Source organism: Phycisphaerales bacterium (assembly GCA_016716475.1).
Taxonomy (GTDB): domain Bacteria; phylum Planctomycetota; class Phycisphaerae; order UBA1845; family Fen-1342; genus JADJWG01.
Genome location: JADJWG010000002.1, coordinates 1,482,650 through 1,503,890, shown reverse-complemented (window position 1 = coordinate 1,503,890; position 21,241 = coordinate 1,482,650). Strand labels below are relative to the sequence as shown.

General features: G+C 65.5%; 14 protein-coding genes and 1 pseudogene. 11 read left to right on the top strand and 4 right to left on the bottom strand.

Features of this window, described 5'->3' with window-relative positions; genetic code table 11:
- The first annotated feature begins 21 nt into the window (after positions 1–21).
- The 5 genes from IPM18_13810 (at position 22) to IPM18_13790 (ending at position 5,516) form a co-directional block, all read left to right on the top strand.
- The gene (locus IPM18_13810) at positions 22–1,269 is read left to right on the top strand and encodes an aminotransferase class V-fold PLP-dependent enzyme (GenBank protein ID MBK9120655.1); all 1,248 of its coding nucleotides are present in this window, start codon (positions 22–24) and stop codon (positions 1,267–1,269) included.
- A gap of 103 nt (positions 1,270–1,372) precedes the next feature.
- Positions 1,373–1,966 (top strand): RNA polymerase sigma factor, encoded by a 594-nt coding sequence (locus tag IPM18_13805; GenBank protein MBK9120654.1) that lies wholly within the window; start codon positions 1,373–1,375, stop codon positions 1,964–1,966.
- Positions 1,967–2,005: 39 nt separating this feature from the next.
- A complete protein-coding gene (locus IPM18_13800) occupies positions 2,006–2,689 on the top strand; it encodes a hypothetical protein (protein ID MBK9120653.1) in 684 nt (227 codons plus the stop codon).
- A gap of 3 nt (positions 2,690–2,692) precedes the next feature.
- Positions 2,693–3,805, top strand: a complete 1,113-nt coding sequence (locus IPM18_13795) for a hypothetical protein (GenBank protein MBK9120652.1) — start codon at positions 2,693–2,695, stop codon at positions 3,803–3,805.
- A gap of 142 nt (positions 3,806–3,947) precedes the next feature.
- Positions 3,948–5,516, top strand: a complete 1,569-nt coding sequence (locus IPM18_13790) for a hypothetical protein (protein ID MBK9120651.1) — start codon at positions 3,948–3,950, stop codon at positions 5,514–5,516.
- A gap of 21 nt (positions 5,517–5,537) precedes the next feature.
- Here IPM18_13790 and IPM18_13785 read toward each other — a convergent pair whose 3' ends face one another.
- Positions 5,538–8,663: an alpha-mannosidase gene (locus tag IPM18_13785; GenBank protein MBK9120650.1), complete on the bottom strand. Its 3,126-nt coding sequence runs from the start codon at positions 8,661–8,663 to the stop codon at positions 5,538–5,540.
- A gap of 376 nt (positions 8,664–9,039) precedes the next feature.
- Between IPM18_13785 and IPM18_13780 the strand changes: the two genes are divergently transcribed.
- On the top strand, positions 9,040–10,446 hold the full coding sequence (locus IPM18_13780; protein ID MBK9120649.1) for a flagellin: 1,407 nt from the start codon (positions 9,040–9,042) through the stop codon (positions 10,444–10,446).
- A 91-nt stretch (positions 10,447–10,537) separates the two neighbouring features.
- On the opposite strand, the gene IPM18_13775 is transcribed toward IPM18_13780, so the two are convergent.
- Complete coding sequence (locus tag IPM18_13775; protein ID MBK9120648.1) at positions 10,538–13,507, bottom strand: OPT/YSL family transporter; 2,970 nt, start codon at positions 13,505–13,507, stop codon at positions 10,538–10,540.
- 155 nt (positions 13,508–13,662) lie between these two features.
- Here IPM18_13775 and IPM18_13770 point away from each other — a divergent pair, with 155 nt between their 5' ends.
- Positions 13,663–14,805: an exo-alpha-sialidase gene (locus IPM18_13770; GenBank protein ID MBK9120647.1), complete on the top strand. Its 1,143-nt coding sequence runs from the start codon at positions 13,663–13,665 to the stop codon at positions 14,803–14,805.
- A 100-nt stretch (positions 14,806–14,905) separates the two neighbouring features.
- Here IPM18_13770 and IPM18_13765 read toward each other — a convergent pair whose 3' ends face one another.
- Positions 14,906–15,784: a 4-hydroxy-tetrahydrodipicolinate synthase gene (locus IPM18_13765; protein ID MBK9120646.1), complete on the bottom strand. Its 879-nt coding sequence runs from the start codon at positions 15,782–15,784 to the stop codon at positions 14,906–14,908.
- Between the two features lie 101 nt (positions 15,785–15,885).
- Between IPM18_13765 and IPM18_13760 the strand changes: the two are divergent.
- The 4 genes and pseudogenes from IPM18_13760 to IPM18_13745 all read left to right on the top strand — a co-directional run bounded on the left by IPM18_13760 (position 15,886) and on the right by IPM18_13745 (position 19,368).
- A pseudogene (locus IPM18_13760) lies at positions 15,886–16,533 on the top strand (peptide MFS transporter).
- A 675-nt stretch (positions 16,534–17,208) separates the two neighbouring features.
- The gene (locus IPM18_13755) at positions 17,209–18,162 is read left to right on the top strand and encodes a hypothetical protein (protein MBK9120645.1); all 954 of its coding nucleotides are present in this window, start codon (positions 17,209–17,211) and stop codon (positions 18,160–18,162) included.
- Positions 18,163–18,233: 71 nt separating this feature from the next.
- Positions 18,234–18,926 (top strand): hypothetical protein, encoded by a 693-nt coding sequence (locus tag IPM18_13750; GenBank protein MBK9120644.1) that lies wholly within the window; start codon positions 18,234–18,236, stop codon positions 18,924–18,926.
- 142 nt (positions 18,927–19,068) lie between these two features.
- On the top strand, positions 19,069–19,368 hold the full coding sequence (locus IPM18_13745) for a hypothetical protein (GenBank protein MBK9120643.1): 300 nt from the start codon (positions 19,069–19,071) through the stop codon (positions 19,366–19,368).
- A gap of 88 nt (positions 19,369–19,456) precedes the next feature.
- On the opposite strand, the gene IPM18_13740 is transcribed toward IPM18_13745, so the two are convergent.
- A complete protein-coding gene (locus IPM18_13740) occupies positions 19,457–21,088 on the bottom strand; it encodes a SpoIIE family protein phosphatase (protein MBK9120642.1) in 1,632 nt (543 codons plus the stop codon).
- Positions 21,089–21,241: the final 153 nt, after the last annotated feature.

Sequence of the window (21,241 nt, the reverse complement as noted above, 5' to 3'; positions counted from 1 at the left end):
GGGCGGCCCCGGAGAATACTGATGCCCCCCTTTGATCCGATTGCGGCCCTTGCAAACATGCGGCACGAGTTCGGCGAGCATGGCGGGGTCAACATGTCCGTCGAGGCCAGTGCAACCTTCACGGTGCTCCGTGCCGCGACCATGCCAGAGATCTTTCAGGGGGCCCGCGGCCCCGAGGCGGGGGGTTGCTATCTCTACGGCCGGCACTTCAACCCGACCGTCTATGTGCTGGGCCGCGAACTGGCGGCGCTCGAGGGCACCGCGGCTGCGTACTGCTGTGCCAGCGGGATGAGTGCGATTGCCTGCAGTTTGCTGGGGCTGACCGAGACGGGCGATCATATCGTGGCCGGCAATGCCCTGTACGGTGGCACGTTTGCGCTCCTCAAGGAATTCTTCCCGCGCAACTGTGGCATCCGAACGACGTTCGTGAACGTGGACGACTGGGCTGCGATCGAGGCGGCAATCACACCGCGTACCCGTGTGCTGTACTTTGAGACGCTGACCAATCCCACCCTGATGGTGGCTGACATCCCGCGCCTGGCTGAGATCGCCCACCGTCATCGGGCCCAGCTTGTCATCGACAATACGTTTGCCCCGCTGATCGTCTCACCGGCACAACTCGGTGCCGATGTCGTGGTTTACAGTCTGACCAAGTTCATCAACGGCGCCGCGGACTGCATCGCGGGCGCGATCTGCGGCCGGCAGGAGTTCATCATCCACCTGATGGACCTCCACGACGGGGCGCTCATGCTGCTTGGCCCGACGATGGATCCGCATGTGGCGTTCAACATCAGTTTGCGCCTGCCGCACTTGGGATTACGGATGGTTGAGCACAGCCGGCGTGCGGCCTGTTTTGCGGAGCGCCTCGCGGCGCTCGGCCTGCCGGTCACCTATCCCGGTCTGCCCACACACCCCCAGCACGAAGTGCTCCGGCGAATAGCCAACCCCGACTACGGCTACGGTGGCCTGCTCGGCCTCGACCTCGGCACCACCGCCCGTGCCAACGCGTTCATGGAAACCCTGCAGAATGAGGACCGCTTCGGATTCATGGCTGTTTCGCTTGGTTATTTCGACACGCTGATGTCCTGTTCCGGGGCCAGCACTTCGAGCGAACTGGCACCCGAAGACCAGTCCCGTGCCGGTATCTCACCCGGTTACGTCCGACTCTCCATTGGGTACACGGGCACGCTCGAACAGCGTTGGCAGCAGTTTGAAGATGCCCTGCGCCAGCACGGCTTGTTGCCGCGCTCCACCCACGTACTGGCCTGAACCCGCGCCCGGTTATTTACCCACAAGCTCCCCAGGGAAGGGGGGGAGCCCCTTGCCAACCAACTTCCGGGCCGCCACCGTGTCTCTCCTGGAAGGAGAGCCCGTGGAGCTACGACCGCCGACCACAGGTCCTGCCGATGCGGATCTGGTACAGCAGACGCTGGCCGGGGATCGCGACGCATTCGACTTGTTGATCGAGCGGTATCAGCGGCGGGCGACTGCCGTGAGTTATCGGCTGCTCGGTAACCTGCACGATGCTTTGGAAGTATGCCAGGAGTCGTTTGTCCGAGCATTCTCGAAGCTGGCGACCCTCTCGGACCGGGAGCGGTTTGGACCATGGCTATTACGGATCGTAAGCAACCTGTCGCTCAACTATCGCCGTTCGCGCGGACCACGGATCTCGTTCGAGGACTGCATTCTTGGCGACGACGCGAGCCGGGCGCCGGGACTGGCGGACGCAGAGCACCACGACACCCGCCCCGGTGCCCGGTTGTCCGCCTTCGAACTGGAGGAGCGCATCCAGGCGGCGCTCGGGGAACTGACCGAGCAGCAGCGGACCGCCCTGGTGCTTTTCAGCATGGAGCAGATGCCGCAGAAAGAGGTTGCGGAAATCATGGCGTGCAGCGTCGAAGCGGTGAAGTGGCACGTTTTTCAAGCGCGCAAGCGCATGCGTGTTTTTCTTGCAGACTACCTGTAAGGCCGGTTGGCCCCAGCTTAGTTTGAGGTGCCCATAGCGATGACTCCCGATGCCTTCGCAGCACTGGTCAGCGCGTGGCTGGATGAACCGGCGCGGGAGGAGCTTCGCGCACAGATACTCACAGCGGCTGAAGACCCGGCGCTCGCAGCGATGCTTGCGGATTACGAGCAGTTGGAGAGCTGGCTACATCGCACGGCCGAACGGGGTCTGCCCGTCGACTGGGATCGGCTGCGAAGCCGCATCTTGTTGGCGTTACCGGTCGATTCGAAGAGGGACGCTGGCGAGGATGACGACCGCTTGGATGCCCTGCTAGTGGGGGCCGCCGCGGTAGCGCCACCGGTCAACTGGGAGCGTTTACACGCGCGGATCTCCGGAGCGGTGCAGCGGTCGGGCGATCGTCAGTGGCGCAGGTGGCGAAATTGGACCTGGCTCACCGTGGCGGCCACCGCGACCGCGGCAGCGGCCGTGCTATACCTCTCGTTTTCGCCCGACCGCGACCCAGCCGTCCGTGTCCCAGATCCATGGACGGAACATGGGCCGGTGGTGGTGCGCGTCGAGTTCGGTGGACCAGCGCTCTCGGTGGGGCCGGATGCCATTGCGCGCGTTGCCGTGCTGGCTCCGGCAACCGGGAGCCCTCCGGAACGAACCCCCGTGTTCTTTAGCATCGAACCCGCCCGGCCGGCCCGCTCGGGCGGTAGCGTGTTGGACCTGTACCAAGGATAATGTATGACGCGATGGTACCTGCCCCACTCCAGGTTTCGGAGCACAACGCTAAGGCATCTCGCGGTGCTGGTGGTGGGCCTGTTGTCGGGTTTGTCGCTCAAAGCCCAGGACATACGTGACCTTGTCGAGGCCGCTCTCGACGAGCAGATTGCCGAGGCGATCGTGCTGCGCGAGTTGCCGATGCGAGAGGCGCTCGCGGGGCTCGAGCAGCGCACCGGATTGCGGTTTCAGGTGCACGGGCTGGCCATCGACTGGATGCCCTACGGTGAGCAGACCCGGTTGACGATCGAGCTCGAGCGCGTGTCGGTGCGGGCGGGTTTGACAGCCGTGCTTGACGGGCTGGGGCTCGCGATGCGAGTCGAGGGGGACCTCGTGTATGTGGAACCGGCGCCGTGGCTCGATCGCCTGGGGCGGCGGTTGACAGTGGATGAGATCGGAGTCCTGCGGCAACTCGCAGTTCAGCCATGGAATGCGCTGCCTGCGGAGGCGGTTGGGCTGCGTTTTCGGCTGCCGGGGGACGAGCCGGGCCGCGTGCGGCTGGAAGCCGCATTGCGCGAGGCCCCCGCGCAGCTCAATGCTCTGCGGCAACTCGAAACCGCGACGCAAAGGTTGGGTTGGTCGTGGGTACCGGATGGGCGCACCGTCTTGATCTACGATGCCCGTGAGAACGTTGCCCAGCGTTTGGATCGCCCCCTGGATGTGCATTATCGGCAGATGCCGCTTGACCAGTTGCTGCTCGACCTTGGACGACGGGCCGGCGTGACAGTGCAATTTGAACCGGGCGCGTTGCAGCGCGTGGACGCGGCCGAGCGGCGTGTGGACCTGCTGGAGCGCGGCACGACTGCGCGGCAGGTGCTGGAGCTGCTTTCGGGGAGGACGGGGCTCTGGTACGCGGTGCACGAGACGGGCATCGTGATCGGTGCGGAGGCGGTTGCCGATGCGGGTGTGGCGCGCGGCCCGCGCATTGTGGCCATTCTGCGAGTGCCGGTGGGCGCAGACGGCACGACGATTGACTACCTTCTCCGCGAGGATGAGTTGCCACCGGAGTTTGCCGCACTGAAAGCGCGTAAGCTGCCGGAAGTCATCGAACTGCTGCGGCAGCGCCTGGCGAATTGAAGCGGTTCGTCGCCTCCGCGCCTGGAGCGGGCTTGTTGCGCGGCGGTTGCGCCCGGGGGAGCAAACATGGCGTATGGTTCCAGCGGAGCGGCAGCGCTGTGCCGCCGCCAGCGCTCGGTGGGTGAGCCAGGGAGCAATCGCCATGAGACATCAACTGCTGATCGGGGGTGTCGGGCTTGGTCTTTTTGTGGGACAAGTGGTGCTGGCCGCAGACGAGGCCCACCCACTGGTGTGGGAGCCGGCGGTCCGCAGTGTAGCCGTGTTCAAGAACGGCATTGGTTTTTTTATTCGTGACGGGGAGGTGCAACTGCGCGACGGGTGGTGTGTGGCGCGGGCGGTGCCCCCGGCGCTGCTGGGCACCCTGGCCGTCTACGCCGAGGACGAACGGGCGCACGTGGACATCCTTGGCGCCGGGCAGGGGGAGGTGGTCGATTTTGATGGCGTCGACGGCCCCGCCGATATCCCCGGGCGCCTCGCGTGGCTGCGGAGTTACATCGGGCTCCGGCTGAATCTGACGTTTCGCCCGGCTGCGGGTGCCGACCGTGAGGCGCACGGCAAGCTCAAGCAGGTGGAAGGGGAGTATGCGATTCTGGAGAATGACGGCCAGCTTAACGCGGTGCTCATCGGTCAGATTCGGCGAGCTCAGATTCTCGACTATGCGCTGCGCGTCCACGTCGCGGATGCGCCGGCGGACAAGCCCGTGCGACTCGGCATGGCCTACCTGCGCAAGGGGATTACCTGGATTCCGGAGTACGCGCTACGGATCATCGACGAGGAAACCGCGGAACTGACCCTGCGCGGTACGCTGGTGAACGAGGTCGAAGACCTCATCAACACCGACGTCCACTTCGTCGTGGGTGTGCCCCACTTTGCCTACGCGGACTACCTCACACCGCTTGCGGTCGGCCAGATGATTCGCACGGCAGCCGCGGCGGTGCCGGAGCAGTTCCTCACACAGATCGCCAGTAACGCGATTGGGAACAGGGCGGCGCTGGCGATCGACAGCCGGGCCGGCACCGAGTTGATCCTGCAGCCGGCCCCTGCGGGGGGCAACCCGGAAGCGGTCGACGGCATGCTCCGGAGTTTACCGCAGATGGACGGAGCCGGTGCGAGTGATTACACGGTCTACACCCGTGCGGGGCTGACGTTGCGCTGCGGGGAAAAAGCGGTCGTGACGATATTCCAGAAGCGCATCCGTTATGGACACACGTACCGCTGGGAATCACCGGGTGAGCTGCGGCATTTCCTCGTGCTGCACAACGACACCGATACGGCCTGGACCACCGGCCCGGTGGTCGCTGTCAGTGCGGCGCGACCGTTGTGCCAGGACCGCATTCTTTATACGCCGCGCGGCGGCCGGCACCACCTGCCGGTGACGACGGCGATCAACATTGCGACGAATGCTGAAGAGACGGAGGTTGAGCGGAAGCTGAAGGCCCACGAGCCGACGCTCCACTACTGGGTCGACCAGGTCTCGCTGCGCGGCCGCTTGGTGGTAGAAAACTACGAGGACCGCAAGGTGGAACTCACGATCCGCCGACTGGTTCCGGGCCGGCTCACAGCAGCGTCGGACAACGGGCGCATCTCCAACGACAGCGAGCAACTGAAGCTCGAAGAACGACGTGGCTGGGTCGAGTGGGTATTGTATCTCGCGCCGCGTGAGCGCCGCGAACTCACGTATGACTACGAGCGCTACGTGCCGAGTCGCTGACCGGGACGTCACGCGCCCATCTTACGCGCGCGTCACCGCGAGTGTCACGATCTGGAACGGGCGCAACGGTACCACCGTTGTGCCCGTCGCGCGGTGATGTTCACCCCCACTCCATTCGCACGGCCGTTCGAGTAAGTCCACCGGGTTCACCGCTGTGACAGGCAGGTGCCAATGCACTCGCACGGCCCCGCGGCCGCCGTGCAGCTCGACCAGGCGCAGTATCAACCGGTCATCTTCCTCGGACGGCTTGAGGGCGGTCACCTCGACGGCCACGGCTCCCAGCAGCTCGAGTGTAAACGGTGCCCACGCCTCGCGCAACGGGCCGGACTGGTCGGACGGTAGCGGAGTTGCGTGCAATGGAGCATTCAGCGCGGCCGCTTCGGCGAGGACCCCGGCGGCGCGCCAGTCCCCGGCGTGCGGCAACAGACTGTACGTGAAGATGTTGCGGCCCCGGTCGGCCTCGGGGTCGGGCGCGCGTGGGCTGCGCAGCAACGTGAGTCCCAGCACATGGCCGTGACAGGAATGGCCGAAGCGGCCGTTGTCGAGCAATGCCAGCCCGGCGCCCGGTTCGCTCAGGTCGGCCCAATTGTGGGCGGGCACTTCGAACATGGCCCGCTCCCAGCTCGTGTTCTCGTGCGTCGGGCGCTCCTGGTGGCCGAACTGGGTTCCGTAGGTGGCACGACGGGCACGGACCCCGACGGGGAAATCCGCGCGCAACAGCCGGCGATCTTCCTGCCAGTCCACCTCTGTCTCAATGTCCAGCCGCGGAGAGCCGGCGCTCAGGATGAAGCGTTGCGTGATGCGGCTGGCAGCACCGAGCGGTCGACTTATTTCGAGAATGGCACGTAAGGGGCCGGCCGAGAGCACTTCGCAGCGATCCACCGGCCCGCCGAGGGGAACCGGCTTGTCGCGGTAAGTTGCGTCGATGTCCCACGCCTCCCAATCGCGCGGCCGATCCTCGTAGAGCGCGAGCTGGTTAAGCGGTTGCGGCCGACCGCTTGCGTCCACGGCGCACAGGTCGCGGCCGGTCGACTTGCACACCAGCGCGGTGATCCGTCCTTCCTCATCGAACGTGGCGCGCAGCAGGTGGTTTTCGAGGGTGCGTCCCATCACGGTGGCTGGCGCCACGTCAGGGGGCAAAGCCGCACTGCGGCTGACGATGCGGGCGCCCAGGGCTGGCACCGCGGTTACGAACAACTCGGTGTCACCGGTGGACACCACCCCCGAGCGGGTCTGCGATGTGGGGTTGAAGACCAGCAGTGGATCGTCCACGCCGTGCGTGTCGCAGCCCACCTTCCACCCCGCGATGCCGGCCGCGTGCAACTCGTCGCACGCAGCGCGGATCGTGGCATGGTCACGTCGGGCGTCTTCATAAACCCACGTGATCGAGGAACCGGGCAGGATGTCGTGGAACTGGTTCAGCAGGAGCAGCTTCCAGGTCGCATCGAGACGGGATCGCCACGCACTTGCCGCTGCGGGTACCATGGCCGCGGGGCCGGCAAACGCCAGCCATTCGCCCATGCGCAGACCTTGTTCCGCAACGCGGTTCGCACGTTTCAGCCAGCCATGGGTGCTGTATGTTCCGCGATGCATTTCAAGGTACAGCTCACCATCCCAGACGGGGAGGTCTTGTCCAGCGGCGCGCAGCGCTGCGCGCCGCTGGCGCAGCTCCTCGCAGAAACGCGTGGTAGTTCCAAGCTCGACCGCCGGCAGCCCCACACTCCCCCGGGCGAGACGGGCGCGTTCGATCATCTCCGCCGTCGGACCGCCGCCACCGTCCCCGAAACCGAACGGGTGCAGCCAGAGACGTGTGCGACCACGATCCAGCCGGGCGTAGTTCCGTTCGCCGCGTTGCAGCTCCTCCACGGTATTCTGTGAGTTGTAGTCCCACGCCGGGGTGCAATGGGCGAGGACCTCGGTACCGTCGAGGCCGCGCCAGCGAAACGCCCCCAACGGAAACTCGTTACTGTCGTTCCACGACAGTTTGTTCGTGATGAACGTTTGCAGGCCGGCGCCGGCCATGATTTGCGGCAGCACGGGTGGAAATCCGAACGTGTCGGGCAGGAAGAGGAAGGATTGCCGCCCCGCGGAGCCGAACCGCGCTTCCCAGAAGCGGGTGCCATGCAGGACCTGGCGGACGAGCGATTCGCCGGAGGGTGCACTGCAATCCGGCTCGACCCACATGGCACCGCCCGGTTCCCACCGCCCCTCAGCAGTACGGGCCGCGATCTGGGCGAAGAGCCCCGGTGCATCCTGCTCGATCCATGCGTATTGCTGGGCCTGGCTGCACAGAAACGTGAACTGCGGGTAGCGCTCCATCAGTCGTAAGACGTTCGAAAAAGAGCGCTGACACTTGCGGCGTGCCTCGCGCAACGGCCAGAGCCACGCGGTGTCGATGTGGGCATGGCCGGTCGCGATAGCGCGTGACGCCGGCGTGCTGCCATGGGCCGCGAAGAGCTCCCCCAGCACGGTGCGGGCGTCCGCAGCGGTACCGGCCACATCATCGTCGCGCACGAGCTGCGTCGCATGGCGCAGCGCAGTGTCAATCTCGTGTGCGCGCGGGGTGTTCTCGTCGAACTTGGCGAGGAGCTGTCGTGCGAACTCGTACTCCACCCAGAGACGCCAGACGTCTTCGTGATACACCGCCAATTCGGCACGGCTGAGGTGACCGGGGGTGTTCGTGTTCCAGCGGGCCGTCGCACCATCGGCCGGCGCAGCGTAGGACACGATGCCCCAGGCGTGGTTACAGGCCGCCTCGATGTAGGCCTCCACGGATTCGCCCCCCTGTGCGGGCTGCCACAACACCAGCGCGTCGCGATTCTGATCAAACGCCTGGTGCGGCACACCATCGCGCCAGAGCAACGCCTCCGTGCCGCTGGAGAAGCGCAGGGCCACTGATTGGCCGCGGTGGGTTGTCGGGACCTGGCCGCGCAGGCGGAACCAGGCCGTGGACCACACCGGACCCCAATGCCACGGCGGCGTCACGGGGAGATAGGCGGCCGCGCGCGCCACGTCGAACGTCACGGGTTCGGGCGATTGCCAGACGGCCGCCTCCAGCGGCACGGCGGAGTCGTAGCTGGCCGGTTGCAGAACTTCCTGGGCGAAGACGGTGTAGCGCCGCACGGCGGCCTGCAGCTCACGCGACATCGGTGGGGTGTTCCAGCGGGTTCCTGAGGGACGGCGGCGCCGCGCTCCACACAACGGCCCTCAGCCGGGGCGGCGCGGTTGATGGGTGAGCATAGCGACAGCGGCCAGTCGGCAGCAACGGGGGGACATTCAGTGGGCCCGCCGGGCCTTATCGGGCCGGACGTGGCCGGTGCAGACGCCGTTGCGCCGCTGGTCCAAGCGGACCTCAACGATTTTTTCGCAGCATCGGCACCGCCCTCCCGTCACCACCGCTCGCCGTCACCGCGATTACTGGTCCCGCGCGCCGTGAGGCCAGTGTGCTTGGCATTCGCGCACGGTGTTTTGAAGGCTTGCTGCAGGTTCCGTTTCGCGAAAGCTGCAACAGGAGAAGACCGACATGGCACTGACAGTCAACAACCTTCAGACACTTTCCATCCTGACATTGCTGAATAAGAACCAGCGGGCCCAGGATGCCGTCACACACCAGATGACAACCGGTTACCGGATCAACCGCGGCGCGGATGATCCGGCTGGTCTATTGGCACTCAGCAAGCTCGATTCCGAGCTGACCGCGGTGAACGCAGGCATTGCGAGCAACCAGCGGACGGATGCGATGCTCAGTGTCGCGGACGACGCTCTCGGGCAGATCAGCACACTGGTCGGGGAAATCCAACGGCTTGCCAGTGAGTCGGCCAACAACGCGGCGTTGTCGGCGGATGAGGTGGCGGCGAATCAGTCGCAGATTGACGATGCGCTCGCTTCGATCGACCGGATCGTCAACAGCACGAACTTCAACGGCAAGAAGATGCTCGACGGGTCGTTGGGTATTCAGCACAACACGACCGTCAAGGCCGGTGACAGTCTCACCGATGTGCGTATCTTCAGCCGCAAGGCCACCACGGATGCAACCACACTGACCGTGGCGCAGACCGCCGCGGCCGAGCAGGCTTCGGGCGGGGTCATCAAGACCGGTAGTGCGGGTGGTGTGACTGCGAAGCTCTCCGTGCAGGGAAAGAAGGGCGCCGCCGTCATCGAAATCGCCAGCAACGATACGTGGCAGGCCATCCGTGACAAGGTGAACGCCGCCACCGCACAGACCGGTGTGTATGCCAGCGCCGCCGCGGGCACCAGCGCCATCCGTGTCTACAGCTCGGACTTCGGTGCGGATGCGTTCGTGCGTACCAAGCTGATCGAAGGCGGTGGGTTCGCCGACGTGAGCGACAGCGGCAAGGACGCGGTCGTGACGGTCAACGGTCAGGCCACGTCGGTCGACGGCAAGCACGTCGCCTACACGGGCGGTGGCATCAGTCTGTCGTTCGAAGTCGGCACACTGACGAGTACGGCGTCGATCCTCGTGAAACCCGACGGCAACGGCAAGAGCGGAGCCACGTTCCAGCTTGGAACCAACGCCGATACGCGGGCGACCCTCGGTATCGACGGGGCCTACACGGCGCAGCTCGGTACGGCCGCGGACGGTTATCTCCGTTCGCTCGGCAGCGGTGGTGCGAACTCGCTGGTCTCGGACCCGGCCCAGGCCGCGAAGGTTGCGGATCTGGCATCTCAGCAGGTCGCGACACTGCGTGGTCGGATCGGTGGATTCCAGAAATTCCAGGTGCGCACGGCGATCGACTCGCTGAGCAGCGCGCGGGAGGGTCTGGAAAAGGCCAAGAGTGTCGTGCGCGACCTGGACTACGCCCAGGCGAGCGCGGAACTCAATCGGCAGAACATCCTGATGCAGTCGGCCCTCGGATTGCTCTCGCTGACCAACCAGCAGAGTGCCCAGGTGTTGTCGCTGCTGCGGTAGGCAGCGCCGACCGGCTTCCGCGAAGCGAATCACATCTGCATGTCGAGTCCGGGCCGGGTGGCATCTGCCGCCCGGCCCGCCTCTATCCGGGCTAGCCGCCGTAGAGCAGGCGAGTGATGATCTCCGGACCGTTCTCTAACAGGATCAAGGCCACGCCGACCAGTGAACCGCCTGCAACGACGCCGGCTGCTAACGGGAAGCTGAACTCCTCGCTCGACTTCGGGGATTTGCGCTGCCAGAACAAACCGATGGTGGCGCCCAGGAAGAACATGAGACTGTAGTACCAGTGGAACGTCCACGCGAGACCGACGCCGGCCGCCGAGGGCATGAACCGGGCATACTTCGGCATCAGGATGCTCAGGATGGGCAGGATCAACCCCACGCCCCCTCCGATGGCGATGCACATGATCTTCACGTCGCTGAGCTTGTGCAGCCCCACGCTCAACGCCTCGGCCACGGCGGCCCAGGTCAACGCCGCAGGAGCCGGGAACGTATCGCTCCCAAGGATCGAAGCACTCGGAACGAGTGCGCTGAAGCACGTCACCGTAACGAATGTCCCGACGAAGATGCCGGCAAACTGGGCGATGAACTGGCGCCGCGGGTGCGCACCCAGCAGGTAGCCGCTCTTCAGGTCGGTGAGCAGATCGGCCGACCCGCCGGCGGATGCGGCCGTGATATTGGCTGCCATGAGGTTGATGTTCATGGCCCGCGTAGTGGCAGCGGCGGTACTGTCCACGGCCGGCGCCAGCCCGCCATACACGAGCTGCGTAATCTTACCCATGGCGCCTACAGGTGTGGTGTCGGTCTCACCTGTCACACGGCAGGCCACCAGCGCCAGCAGGAATGCCAGCACCACGGCCACGATGCTTTGCCAATAAGGCATTCCGAACGCATCGTGTGCCAGCCATGCGAGTCCGATCAGCGCGATGAGCTGGGCGCCGAAGAACCACCACGCGGGTGTTTCGATCGCGGCCATGCGCTGCTCGAGGTCGCTCTGCACTTTGCGGCGCCGCAGGAACATGGCCCCCAGACCGCTGAAGGCCCGCAATGCGCTGCGCCATTGCAGTCCGAAGGACAGCAAACCGGACGTCACCATGCAAGCGGTCCCGGCCCACAAGGTGAGACTGACGAGGTCTCGGAAGTTCGCTACGGCGCGCCCGGCGGTACCCGCCGCCAACAGCGCACCGATGGTACGTTGATACGCGGGGTCCGGGCTGAATCCCGTGAGTTCGATCGCGAGCGTCTCGGGCACGGGGCCACGCATCCGGAGTCCGCCGGCGACGGAATCCCATCTGATCACGTCAGCCGCCGAGGCAGGCAATGGGAAATCTGCCGGGATGTCGTTCGCGCCGGCGAAGAGGGCCGTAACGGCGGCCTGGTAGTTTTCATCCGCGCTGAGGCCCTTGAGGATTTCGGCCTGTTCCGGTGACATCCGGCCGCGCCACAGCAATTGCCCCTCCTTCATATCATGCTCGACCAGGTTCACGAACTCACGCGGAAACCGGATTGGGCGTTGCTGCTCGTCCTTGGGCAATTCGTCCAATAGGGTGCTCGACCAGCGCGGCGCGAACACCGGCAAGACGGACCGCGCTTCCAACTCGTCGACCGCTGCCTGGAACTCCGGCGCAGCGTTCAGAGCGCGCACCGCGGCGAGCTGTTCCCGCGAGAGCGCCTTTTCGCTGACGAGTTCCCCGGTGCCATGATCGTACCACACCGCCCGGGCGTTACGATGCCACTTCTGTCCCTGTACTATGTCGGGGAACTGGAGGTTGGGCGGGAGTCCGGGGGCGGGTATGCGGGCACGATACTGCGATCGCACGTAGATGCGCGCAATGGCGTTCCGGTACTCCGGATCGTCGCTTTGCGCCAGCAGGATGTCGCGCTGCTCGGGCGTCATCACGCTCGACCAGCGTATGAACCGGCGATCCCCCTCGACACGGTATTTCACCCCGGCGTCGGGGGGCATCTTGAGCGGGCCGTCGCCTTCATTCAAGGCAACCAGGTTGACGCCAGCCGGCAACGCGTTGAGCGGCTCGTCGGTGGTCAGCACGATGTGGCCTTGCGCGAGCATGATCGGAACGAAGATGGCCCAGCACAGCGTTCCCGAGATCAGCATGCTGGCGCATACCCGCATGCCGGTGAAGATGCCGGCGGCAAGGAAAATCGGATCAAGCACCAGCTTGGTCGTGAAACTCATCGGGACCGGGCCGAAGGCCACCGCGCTCAGGCGTTCCAGCCAGACGCTGGGTGTCAACCCGGCGGTGAACGCTGCGATCGCCTTGGCGCCGAATACTCCCAGCACCGTTCCCAGCTCATTCCACAAAGTAAAGAGCCCCGAGAAGAGTGCCCCCAAGCCCAGGGCCCGGGCCGACCGCATCCCCTTACCGCCAGTGGTATGCAGGGCTTTGAGCGTCTCGGCTGCGGCGATGCCGCTGGGAAAGCGCAACTGCTCGACGTTGATCATCTGCCGCTTCATCGGGATGGCCATCGTGACGCCGAGCAGCGCCAGAAAAAACACCCAGACGAGCAGTACCGGATACGAGATGGTCGAGTCGTTCAGCAGAATGTAGGCGGCAAACGCCGACACGAGCGTGCCGCCTGTCGAATATCCGGCCGAGCTGGCCGTCGACTGCATGCAGTTGTTCTCGAGGATCGACATCGGCGTGCCGACCAACCGGACGCGGTGCAGCGTCGTCCAGATGGCGTACGAGAGGATGCAAGCCGTGATGGCGACACCAAAACCCCACCCGGCCTTCAGACCGATGTAGAGGTTCGTCAGCGACAACACGCCGCCCAGGGCCGAGCCCATCAGCACCGCGCGCCACGTGAGTTGCCACATCGTGTCGCCGCGTCCGGTATAGCACTGCTCGAACCACTGTCGCTCGACTTCGTCCGGTGTACCCTTGAACCCCGCCACGGGCAGCACGTACGCATCAGGGTCGCCGCTCCCATGCACGGCCAGATGCAGCGGATCCTGCTGCGGGTCGTAGGCATGGTGCGGGTTGTTGGGGTCGAAGGGTGGAGGACCGGATTCACCGTGGGGCGGGTTGTGGGTGGCCATATGGGGACGTTCTCCTAACGGCGCTCGGCGGTGCGATGTGGCCGATATGCCGGTGCGCCGTGAATGGGGCGGATTGTCCCGCTGCGCCCACGCGTCGGCAAGGGCTGACTTGTACCGATGGACTCGTCCATGACCAGCTGCCACAATGCCCCGGCATGAACGCCAACAGCCGGCCGAACATCCTCCGCTGTCTGCGCGCCCTGGCACCCGCGCTGCTCCTCGCTGGATTTCCGGCCGGACCGCCCGGCTGCGGCCTTCCTACCGCACCCTTTCCCACGGATTTGTTGCGGGAAGTGGGGTTGTTGGCAGAAGCAACGGCAGAGCCCGCGATCTTTATCACTGGCGCAGTCTTTCCGCCCGTCGATGCGCCGGCGGGCTGTCACGCCCCAACCATCACGCGGACCGCGGCCGGCACTCTACTTGCCGCGTGGTATGCATACGAAGGCCCGCGCGAACTAGATGGAGCGCAGCTTTTCACCGCCTATTGGCAGCCCGAAACGGCAGAGTGGTCGCATCCGCTACAACTTGTTGCAGAAGCGGGAACCGTGGGCAATCCGATGCTTGCGACTGATGGGGATCGCGTCTGGCTGTTCTTCGCGCGCGTGGCGGGCACCGGCTGGAGTACGGCCCGCACATTCCTGCGAACATCCGATGACAACGGAGCATCATGGTCGCCCGCCGAATCCCTGTCCCCGCGGCTGGGCACGAACGTCCGCGGTGGTCCGGTCCGGTTGATCGACGGGACATGGCTGTTGCCGGCGTACGACGATCTCGTGCAGCGGGCGCTCTTCTTTGGCCGTGTGGAAGGTCAGCAGTGGGTGTTGCGCAGCGAACTGCCCCCCCCGACGGGGGCCGGCGCCGCAATACAGCCCACCGTAGCAGTGCTGGCCGATGGCCGCGTGCTCGCACTGCTGCGCGACACGGCCGGCGAGCGGTTGTGGGCGACCGTTTCGGGCGACGGCGGCCGCACTTGGACCGGTCTAGTGAGCAGCGGCTGGGAAAACCCTGGCAGCCCGGCCGCGCTGCTGACGCTCGCAAGCGGGGAGTTGCTGCTGGCGCTCAATCCCGACAAGGCGGCGCGCCGACCGCTGGCCGTCACCTATTCATCTGACGGCGGACAGACGTGGACCGCGCCGCGCACCGTGGTGGCTGGCGCCGGTGCATACGCCTACCCGGCACTGGTGCAGGATGGGGCCGGCCTGATCCACATGGTGTACTCCCATGATCGGCGGACGATCGGGCACGTGATCTTCAATTTGGCTTGGGTACTCGGCGGAGCGGCTGGGATACCGGAGTAACCGGCTGACAAACGCGCTGCGCCGGATGTACTTCGCCAATGGAAAGGGTCTGTTCGCCGACGCGGAGCTGTGCAGAAATCTGCTGCGTAGCGGTGCGCGGTCAATCCAGCGGATGCGCTGCCAGCAGGGACTTCAGCGCCAGGACACCTTCCGCCGCCATCGGGCAGAGCGGCAGTCGGAACTCCGCCTCGCCGAGTCCGCGCAGTGACAGGGCGGTCTTCACGGGGATCGGGTTCGTGTCGAGTGCGAGCAGGGCCCGAGCCAGTGGGTAGAGCTTGGCATGGGCGGCGCGGGCCGCTTCCCAGTCCCCCGCCAGGGCGGCTGCGGTAATCGCACGTGCGGTGCGCGGCGCGAGGTTGGACACCACGCTGACCACACCCACTGCGCCCAAGGCCATCAGCGGCAGCGTCAGGGGGTCGTCGCCAGAGAAGATCGGCAGATCCGTGGCCGCCGCCAGGTCCGCCGCACCGAGGACACTGCCGGTCGCGTGCTTGACCGCCACGATGCCGGGGAACTCCGCTCGCAACCGCGCGAGGGTCTCCACGCTGAGCTCGACCCCGGCCCGCCCGGGAATGTTGTAAACCATGATGGGCAGCTTCGTTGCAGCGGCAATGGTGGCGAAGTGACCATAGAGCCCGGCTTGTGGGGGACGGTTGTAGTACGGGGCGACGAGGAGCAGTCCCGTGGCGCCGCAGTCCTCGGCCAGACGGACGAGTTCGAGGGTCTTCGCCGTGTCATTCGAACCGGCGCCCGCGAAGACAGGCGTGGTCTTCCCAGCGCGCTTGGCGACGAGTGTGATGATCGAGCGCATCTCGGCCAAGGTGAGGGTTGGCGTCTCCCCCGTGGTGCCGCAGGGGACCAAGCCGTCGATCCCGGCGGCAAGCTGATGCTCGACGAGCCGCTCGAGCGTGGTGAGGTCGACTTTGCCGCTGTGGAAAGGGGTGATCAGGGCTGTCCAAGTGCCTTGCAGCTTCTTCATGGTGCACCTCGGTGGTCGCGGGTTTGGCATCATCCTACCCGCGGTGGGCGGCTGCGGCGACGTCTCAGCGGTGACCGTCGTAGCGGAGTTCAGAATGCGGTATGCTCCGCGCCGCGAGCGAGTGTTCATACGTCCGTGCATCGGTCCCTGGTCCCCTTTTCGGAGAGGCGCCCGTGGCGAATGGTCGACAGCACCAGTTCCTGGGTCATCCGCGCGGTTTGTTCATCCTGTTCTTCACCGAGATGTGGGAGCGCTTCAGCTACTACGGCATGCGGGCGCTACTCATGCTGTACATGGTGAACTACTTCAAGTGGACGCAGGAGGAGGCCTCCAACGTCTACAAGTGGTACACGAGTCTCGTGTACCTCACACCGCTGCTGGGTGGTTTTCTCGCGGACCGTTACCTCGGGAACAAGTGGGCCATCGTGATCGGTGCGTCGCTGATGGCGGCTGGTCATTTCTGCATGGCGTTCGAGGCCCACTCCATCTTCTTCCTGGCGCTGGTGCTGCTGATACTCGGGAACGGGTTCTTCAAGCCGAACATGTCCACGCAGGTGGGACGGCTCTATTCCCGGGAGGACCCGCGCCGCGACGCCGCCTACACGATCTTTTACATGGGCATCAACCTCGGTGCATTCCTCGCGCCGATTCTCTGTGGGGCGTTGGCTGAGGGTACGAAGTGGAGCTACCACGCGGGCTTCACATTGGCAGGCATCGGCATGGTGCTGGGACTCGTAACCTACCTGATCGGTCTGCCGTGGGTAAACGAGATGCCGGATGAGCCCGGCACCTTGGAAGCGCAGCCCGCCGGTGCGAAAGCCAGCGTGGAGGCCCCACGGGCGGCACATGCCATGACGGAAACGGAGGCGGTGACCACGCCCTCGGCGCTGCCGTGGTTGTCCAACCCGGCGCCCGTGCTGCTCGGCGCGATCGGGATGCTCGCGCTGGTCGGTGCTCCGCTGGCGTGGCTGGGTGGGCGGCTGCCGGGGGATTCGGCTCTTGTGCTGAGTCTGGGGGGGGGCGGTTCGGCCCTGCTGGCCGCCTGGATCACCGCGCAGATCAAGCTGGCGGTCCGCGACCGGGTGCTCGTCATCATCCTGCTCGGTGTCTTTACAACTTTTTTCTGGGCTGCGTTCGAGCAGGCCGGCAACGCGATGAACGTCTTCGCGGATAAGACCACCGACCGCTACGTGCTGAGCCCGGCGCCCGAGCCGGACATCTATCCACCACTGCCCAAGGAGGCCGGCGCCTCGGCTGGGGTGCTGACCGAGATCGGCAATGCGTTCCGTCAACTTGTCAAGTTCGATCCGTTCCCCACGGCGAGTTTCCAGTCGATCAACCCGCTCGCGATTTTCCTGCTCGCGCCACTGTTTGCGTGGTTGTGGGTCTGGTTGCCCCGCCGCGGGGTGGTGCTTTCGATTCCGATGAAAATGGCCATCGGCATCTTTCTGCAGGGTCTGGCCTTCGCGCTGATGATCTGGGCGGTGCGGGCCGAGAGCCAGCCCTCCCAGACGACACTGGCGCGATTGCCGGCCGGAGTTGCCACACAGGCCGTCGAGGAAGGGCCGGGCGGCGGGCTCCGGGTAGTCTTCCGTGACGCTCCTGACCTCGACCGCGCCGCGCGCGACGCCGGGATTTTCACGGCCGACCCGCCCGCGGAGGCCCTGAACACGGTCGTGCATGGTGGCCGAATCTGGTATGGCGGCGCCGACCGTACGACACTGCGCATCACCGGGGTGCTGTCCGACACCGATCGCGATCGGCTGCTGCGGGCCACCGTGCGTCCCGATTTTCTCGCCGCCATCCGCGACCTCGCCCTGGAAACCCGCGGCCAGTCGGCCAGCACCCCGCGCGTCCCGCTTGCCACCGTGGTGCTGCCGGAGATCCCACCGGGCTTCGAGCTGCGTTTCGCGGGCTTCCTGCCGTCGGATGTGTACTTCGACGAGGAGACGCGCACCCTGACCACAGCCATACCACTGGCTGACCGTGACTACAAGATGCTGCTGCTCGCGGGAGCTGATCCGGAGATGCGGGCTGCGCTGAATCAACTGTACGTGGTTTCGGCGAAGTTCAAGGTCAGCGCGCTTTGGCTGGTCTGGTTCTACATCCTGTGCACGCTCGGTGAGTTGTGCCTTTCGCCGGTCGGGCTCTCGATGGTCAGCAAGCTTGCGCCGGTGCGGTTCCAGACGATGCTGATGGGCATGTGGTTGCTGACGAGTTTCTTCGGGAACTACGTGGCGGGTCTCGCAGGGGAGAAGTGGGGCTCGATCGATCCCGGGCAGTACTTCCTGACCATTGCGATCGTGCTGGTGATTGTGTCGGCAGCGTGCTTCCTGGTCGCGCGGCGGCTGGTGGCGATGATGCATGGCGTACGCTGACGGCGCGGCAGGCACGTGCTGTCGTCTGCGCGGTGGCGCTGTGGCTGCGAACAGAGTGGAGTCGAGCGGCGATGAGCGCTGGGAGGCGGTCTGCGAGTGCGGTGCAGCGTGGCAGCGTGGCGACCGTTGGCGTGTTCCTGTCGGGATCGGTGGCCGTCGTCACGTTCGCGCTGGGTTGGCCCGGCTTGTTCGCCGAACTGACGCGGGCGCATCCGTTCCTCGCTGGCTTCGTGAAGCTCTTCTTCCTCGGCACTTTCGGCGAACTCCTCAAACAGCGTCTGACCGCAGGTACCTGGCACCTCGGACGGCCGCTACCGCGCGCTTTGGTTTGGGGCCTGTTCGGCCTGTGGTTTGCAGTCGCGTTTCCCGCGTTCTCGTTCGCGGTGGAGGGGCTGGTCGCCGCGGGGCTCTGGGCGCAACACGTCCCGGGAGTCTCGTCGGCGCTTTGGCTGGCTTTCTCGAAGAGCTTCTGGCTCAACGGCCTGGGGATGTATGGTTGGGGCATGATGGTCACCCACAACTATTGTGACTTCGTGATTGCCAACGGCGGTCGGACCTGGAGTCTTGGGGCCTATGCACGCCAGGCGGACACCCAGCTTCTGCTGCTGTTCCTGCCGAAGACCCTGCTGTTCTGGACCGCGGCACAGACGTTCAACTACTCGCTGCCTCCGGAGTGGCGCGTCTTTGTCGCAGCATTGCTCGCGATTGTCCTGGGGTTCCTGCTGGGCGTCACGCGGCGAAGTGCTGCACCTGACGCAGGTTAAGTGATTGGGCGTCCATGGTGCGCCGACGCCTGCGGCCCACGGCATAACCGGGCGGAGCTCCGGACATTCCAGGGGAATATCCGCTTGGTCGGCGGCCACGAGACTGCTAATCTGACAGGTACAGGTAATGGGGAGTTGGTCCATGCTAGCCATCTCCGAAGGGCTGTACGCCGTCATCGTCGTCATGAGTATCTACCTGGGCGGCATCCTGCTCCTGTTTGTGGTTGGGAGCTTGCTCACCTGGCTGCTCCAGCGTGCCGACCGCAGGGAGCGATGGCGCTACGAGGAATTCATGCGCAACACCGAGGAGCCCGAGCGGTGCGAGAACTGCGGGCATTGGCCTGCCGAGCGTGGCCCCACCCGCCCGCGTTACTGTGCCACCTGTGGCCAGCGCATCTTCGATCCCCGGAGAGACTGGCTGGCTTTCCCCGCGGCGGCCTGAGTGTGAACGGACCCCGTGGCACCGCGCTCCTGGGTCAAACGGCGGGGGGGCGCCGGGGAACCTCGCAGAGTAGAACGGGGTGTCCGGGTCAGGTCTTGTACTGCAGGCCGAGCAGGGTGAGGTCGTCGGCGTTGTTTCGGCCGGCCAGGTGTCGCTTGACCAGGCCGAGCGTGTGCCGCAGAAGCTGGTCGGGTGCCCACGAACGCAGGCCGGCGAGCGCTTCGACCACCGGCTCGACATGCAACAGGGCACCCTGGGCATCCTGCGCTTCGATCAGACCATCCGTGTAGAAGAGGGCGGCGCGCAGCTCGCCGTCGGGCTCGATGCGGCGCAGCGTGTACCGTTCGTCGGGCTCGATGCCCAGCGGCAGCGCAAACCCGTCGAGATCCGGGGCGACCCGCTGGCCGCGGATGAGCAGGGGGGCCGGGTGTCCGGCGTTGACGTACTCGACCACCCCGGTTTCCGCACAGATGCGGCCAAAGATGCCAGTGATGAAAGTCGAGGCCTCGGTGTTGCGGCAGATCAGGTCGTTGAGGCGCCCAACGATCTCGGGGAGCGGTGCGTCGGGCGTAAGAGCGACGCGCACCGCGGCCTGCAGGTTGGCCATGATGAGAGCGGCGGCGAGTCCGTGGCCGGTGACGTCGGCGACGGTGAAGCCGATCTGGCCGTCGGCCAGCGGGAAATAGTCGAAATAGTCACCACCAACGGCCGCGGAGGGTTCGTTGTGGCCGGCGAGGGCGATGCGTCCGGCGAGGAGCGGGGAATCCGGCAACAGCCGTTGCTGGATGATGCGCGCCTGCGCGAGTTCATGGCGCATGCGCTCCATGTCAAGCTGGGACTGGAAGAGGCGCAGGTTCTCGATCCCCACACCGACCTGGCGAGCGATGGCGGCGAGGAAGTCGACGTCTTCACCACTGTAGGTGGTGCCGTGGGTGGTGCGATCACCGTAAACCACCCCGAGAATCTGTTCCCGGTGCATGATGGGGACGCACAGGGCGGAACAGATCGGGAAGCGGACGAGACTCTCGCTGAGATTGTCGGCCAGGTCCACGGCGGGGTTGTTGACGACGGCGCGCTGACCCTCGACGAGGGCTTTGTTGATCAGCGTGCGGCTGATCTTGAAGGCGCCGGTTTCATCGCGCTGCACGTTGCGGGTGATGGGCAGCTCGGGCTCGCCGCGCTGGGTCTTGAGCGCGAGCAGGCCGCGTTCAAAACCGAGTGCCTCACAACAGGCATCGAGGGCCTGTTCGAGCATTTGTTTGAGCTCGAATGCGCCGCCGATACGCTCGGTGAGACTCATGAGCAGGGCAAGGCGCTGCTGGTTGAGGTCGAGGCCGCGCGTCGAGGGGAAAAACTGCGTATTGTCGGTAGCGGTGTCAGGGGTGAACGCCACGCCCTCCGACTCGTGGCGCACCCACGGCTTAGGGTGGACGATTTCGAGTTCGTACTCGCCGATGCGGATACTGTGCCGGGCGGCGCGGACCGCGTTGTGGAACGGATCGCCGCCGTCGACGCGCGTGCCGTTCTTGGAACGGTAGTCCTGGACGAGGATGCGACTCTGTTCGTCAAGCCAGACCCGCGCGTGTTCACGCGAGACCTCATGATCGAAGGGTAGCACGATGTCGCACGTCTCCGCGCGTCCCACCGTGATCGGTTTGCGGGACACGGGGATGGAACGGGTCGAGCCATCCGGATTGCGTACGACCAGATTGGGTGTCATTGCCCGAGCGATCCTGAACGTCGGTCACCGTGCACCGGCACGAGTTTCCAGGTGCACTCCGCCATTATATCGCAGCGCTGCCCAAGTGCGGGGTGGGTTCGTCGGCTTCTGTCCATTCGTGTCGTTGGGGGTAGCGCGGGGGGGCAGGGGAGG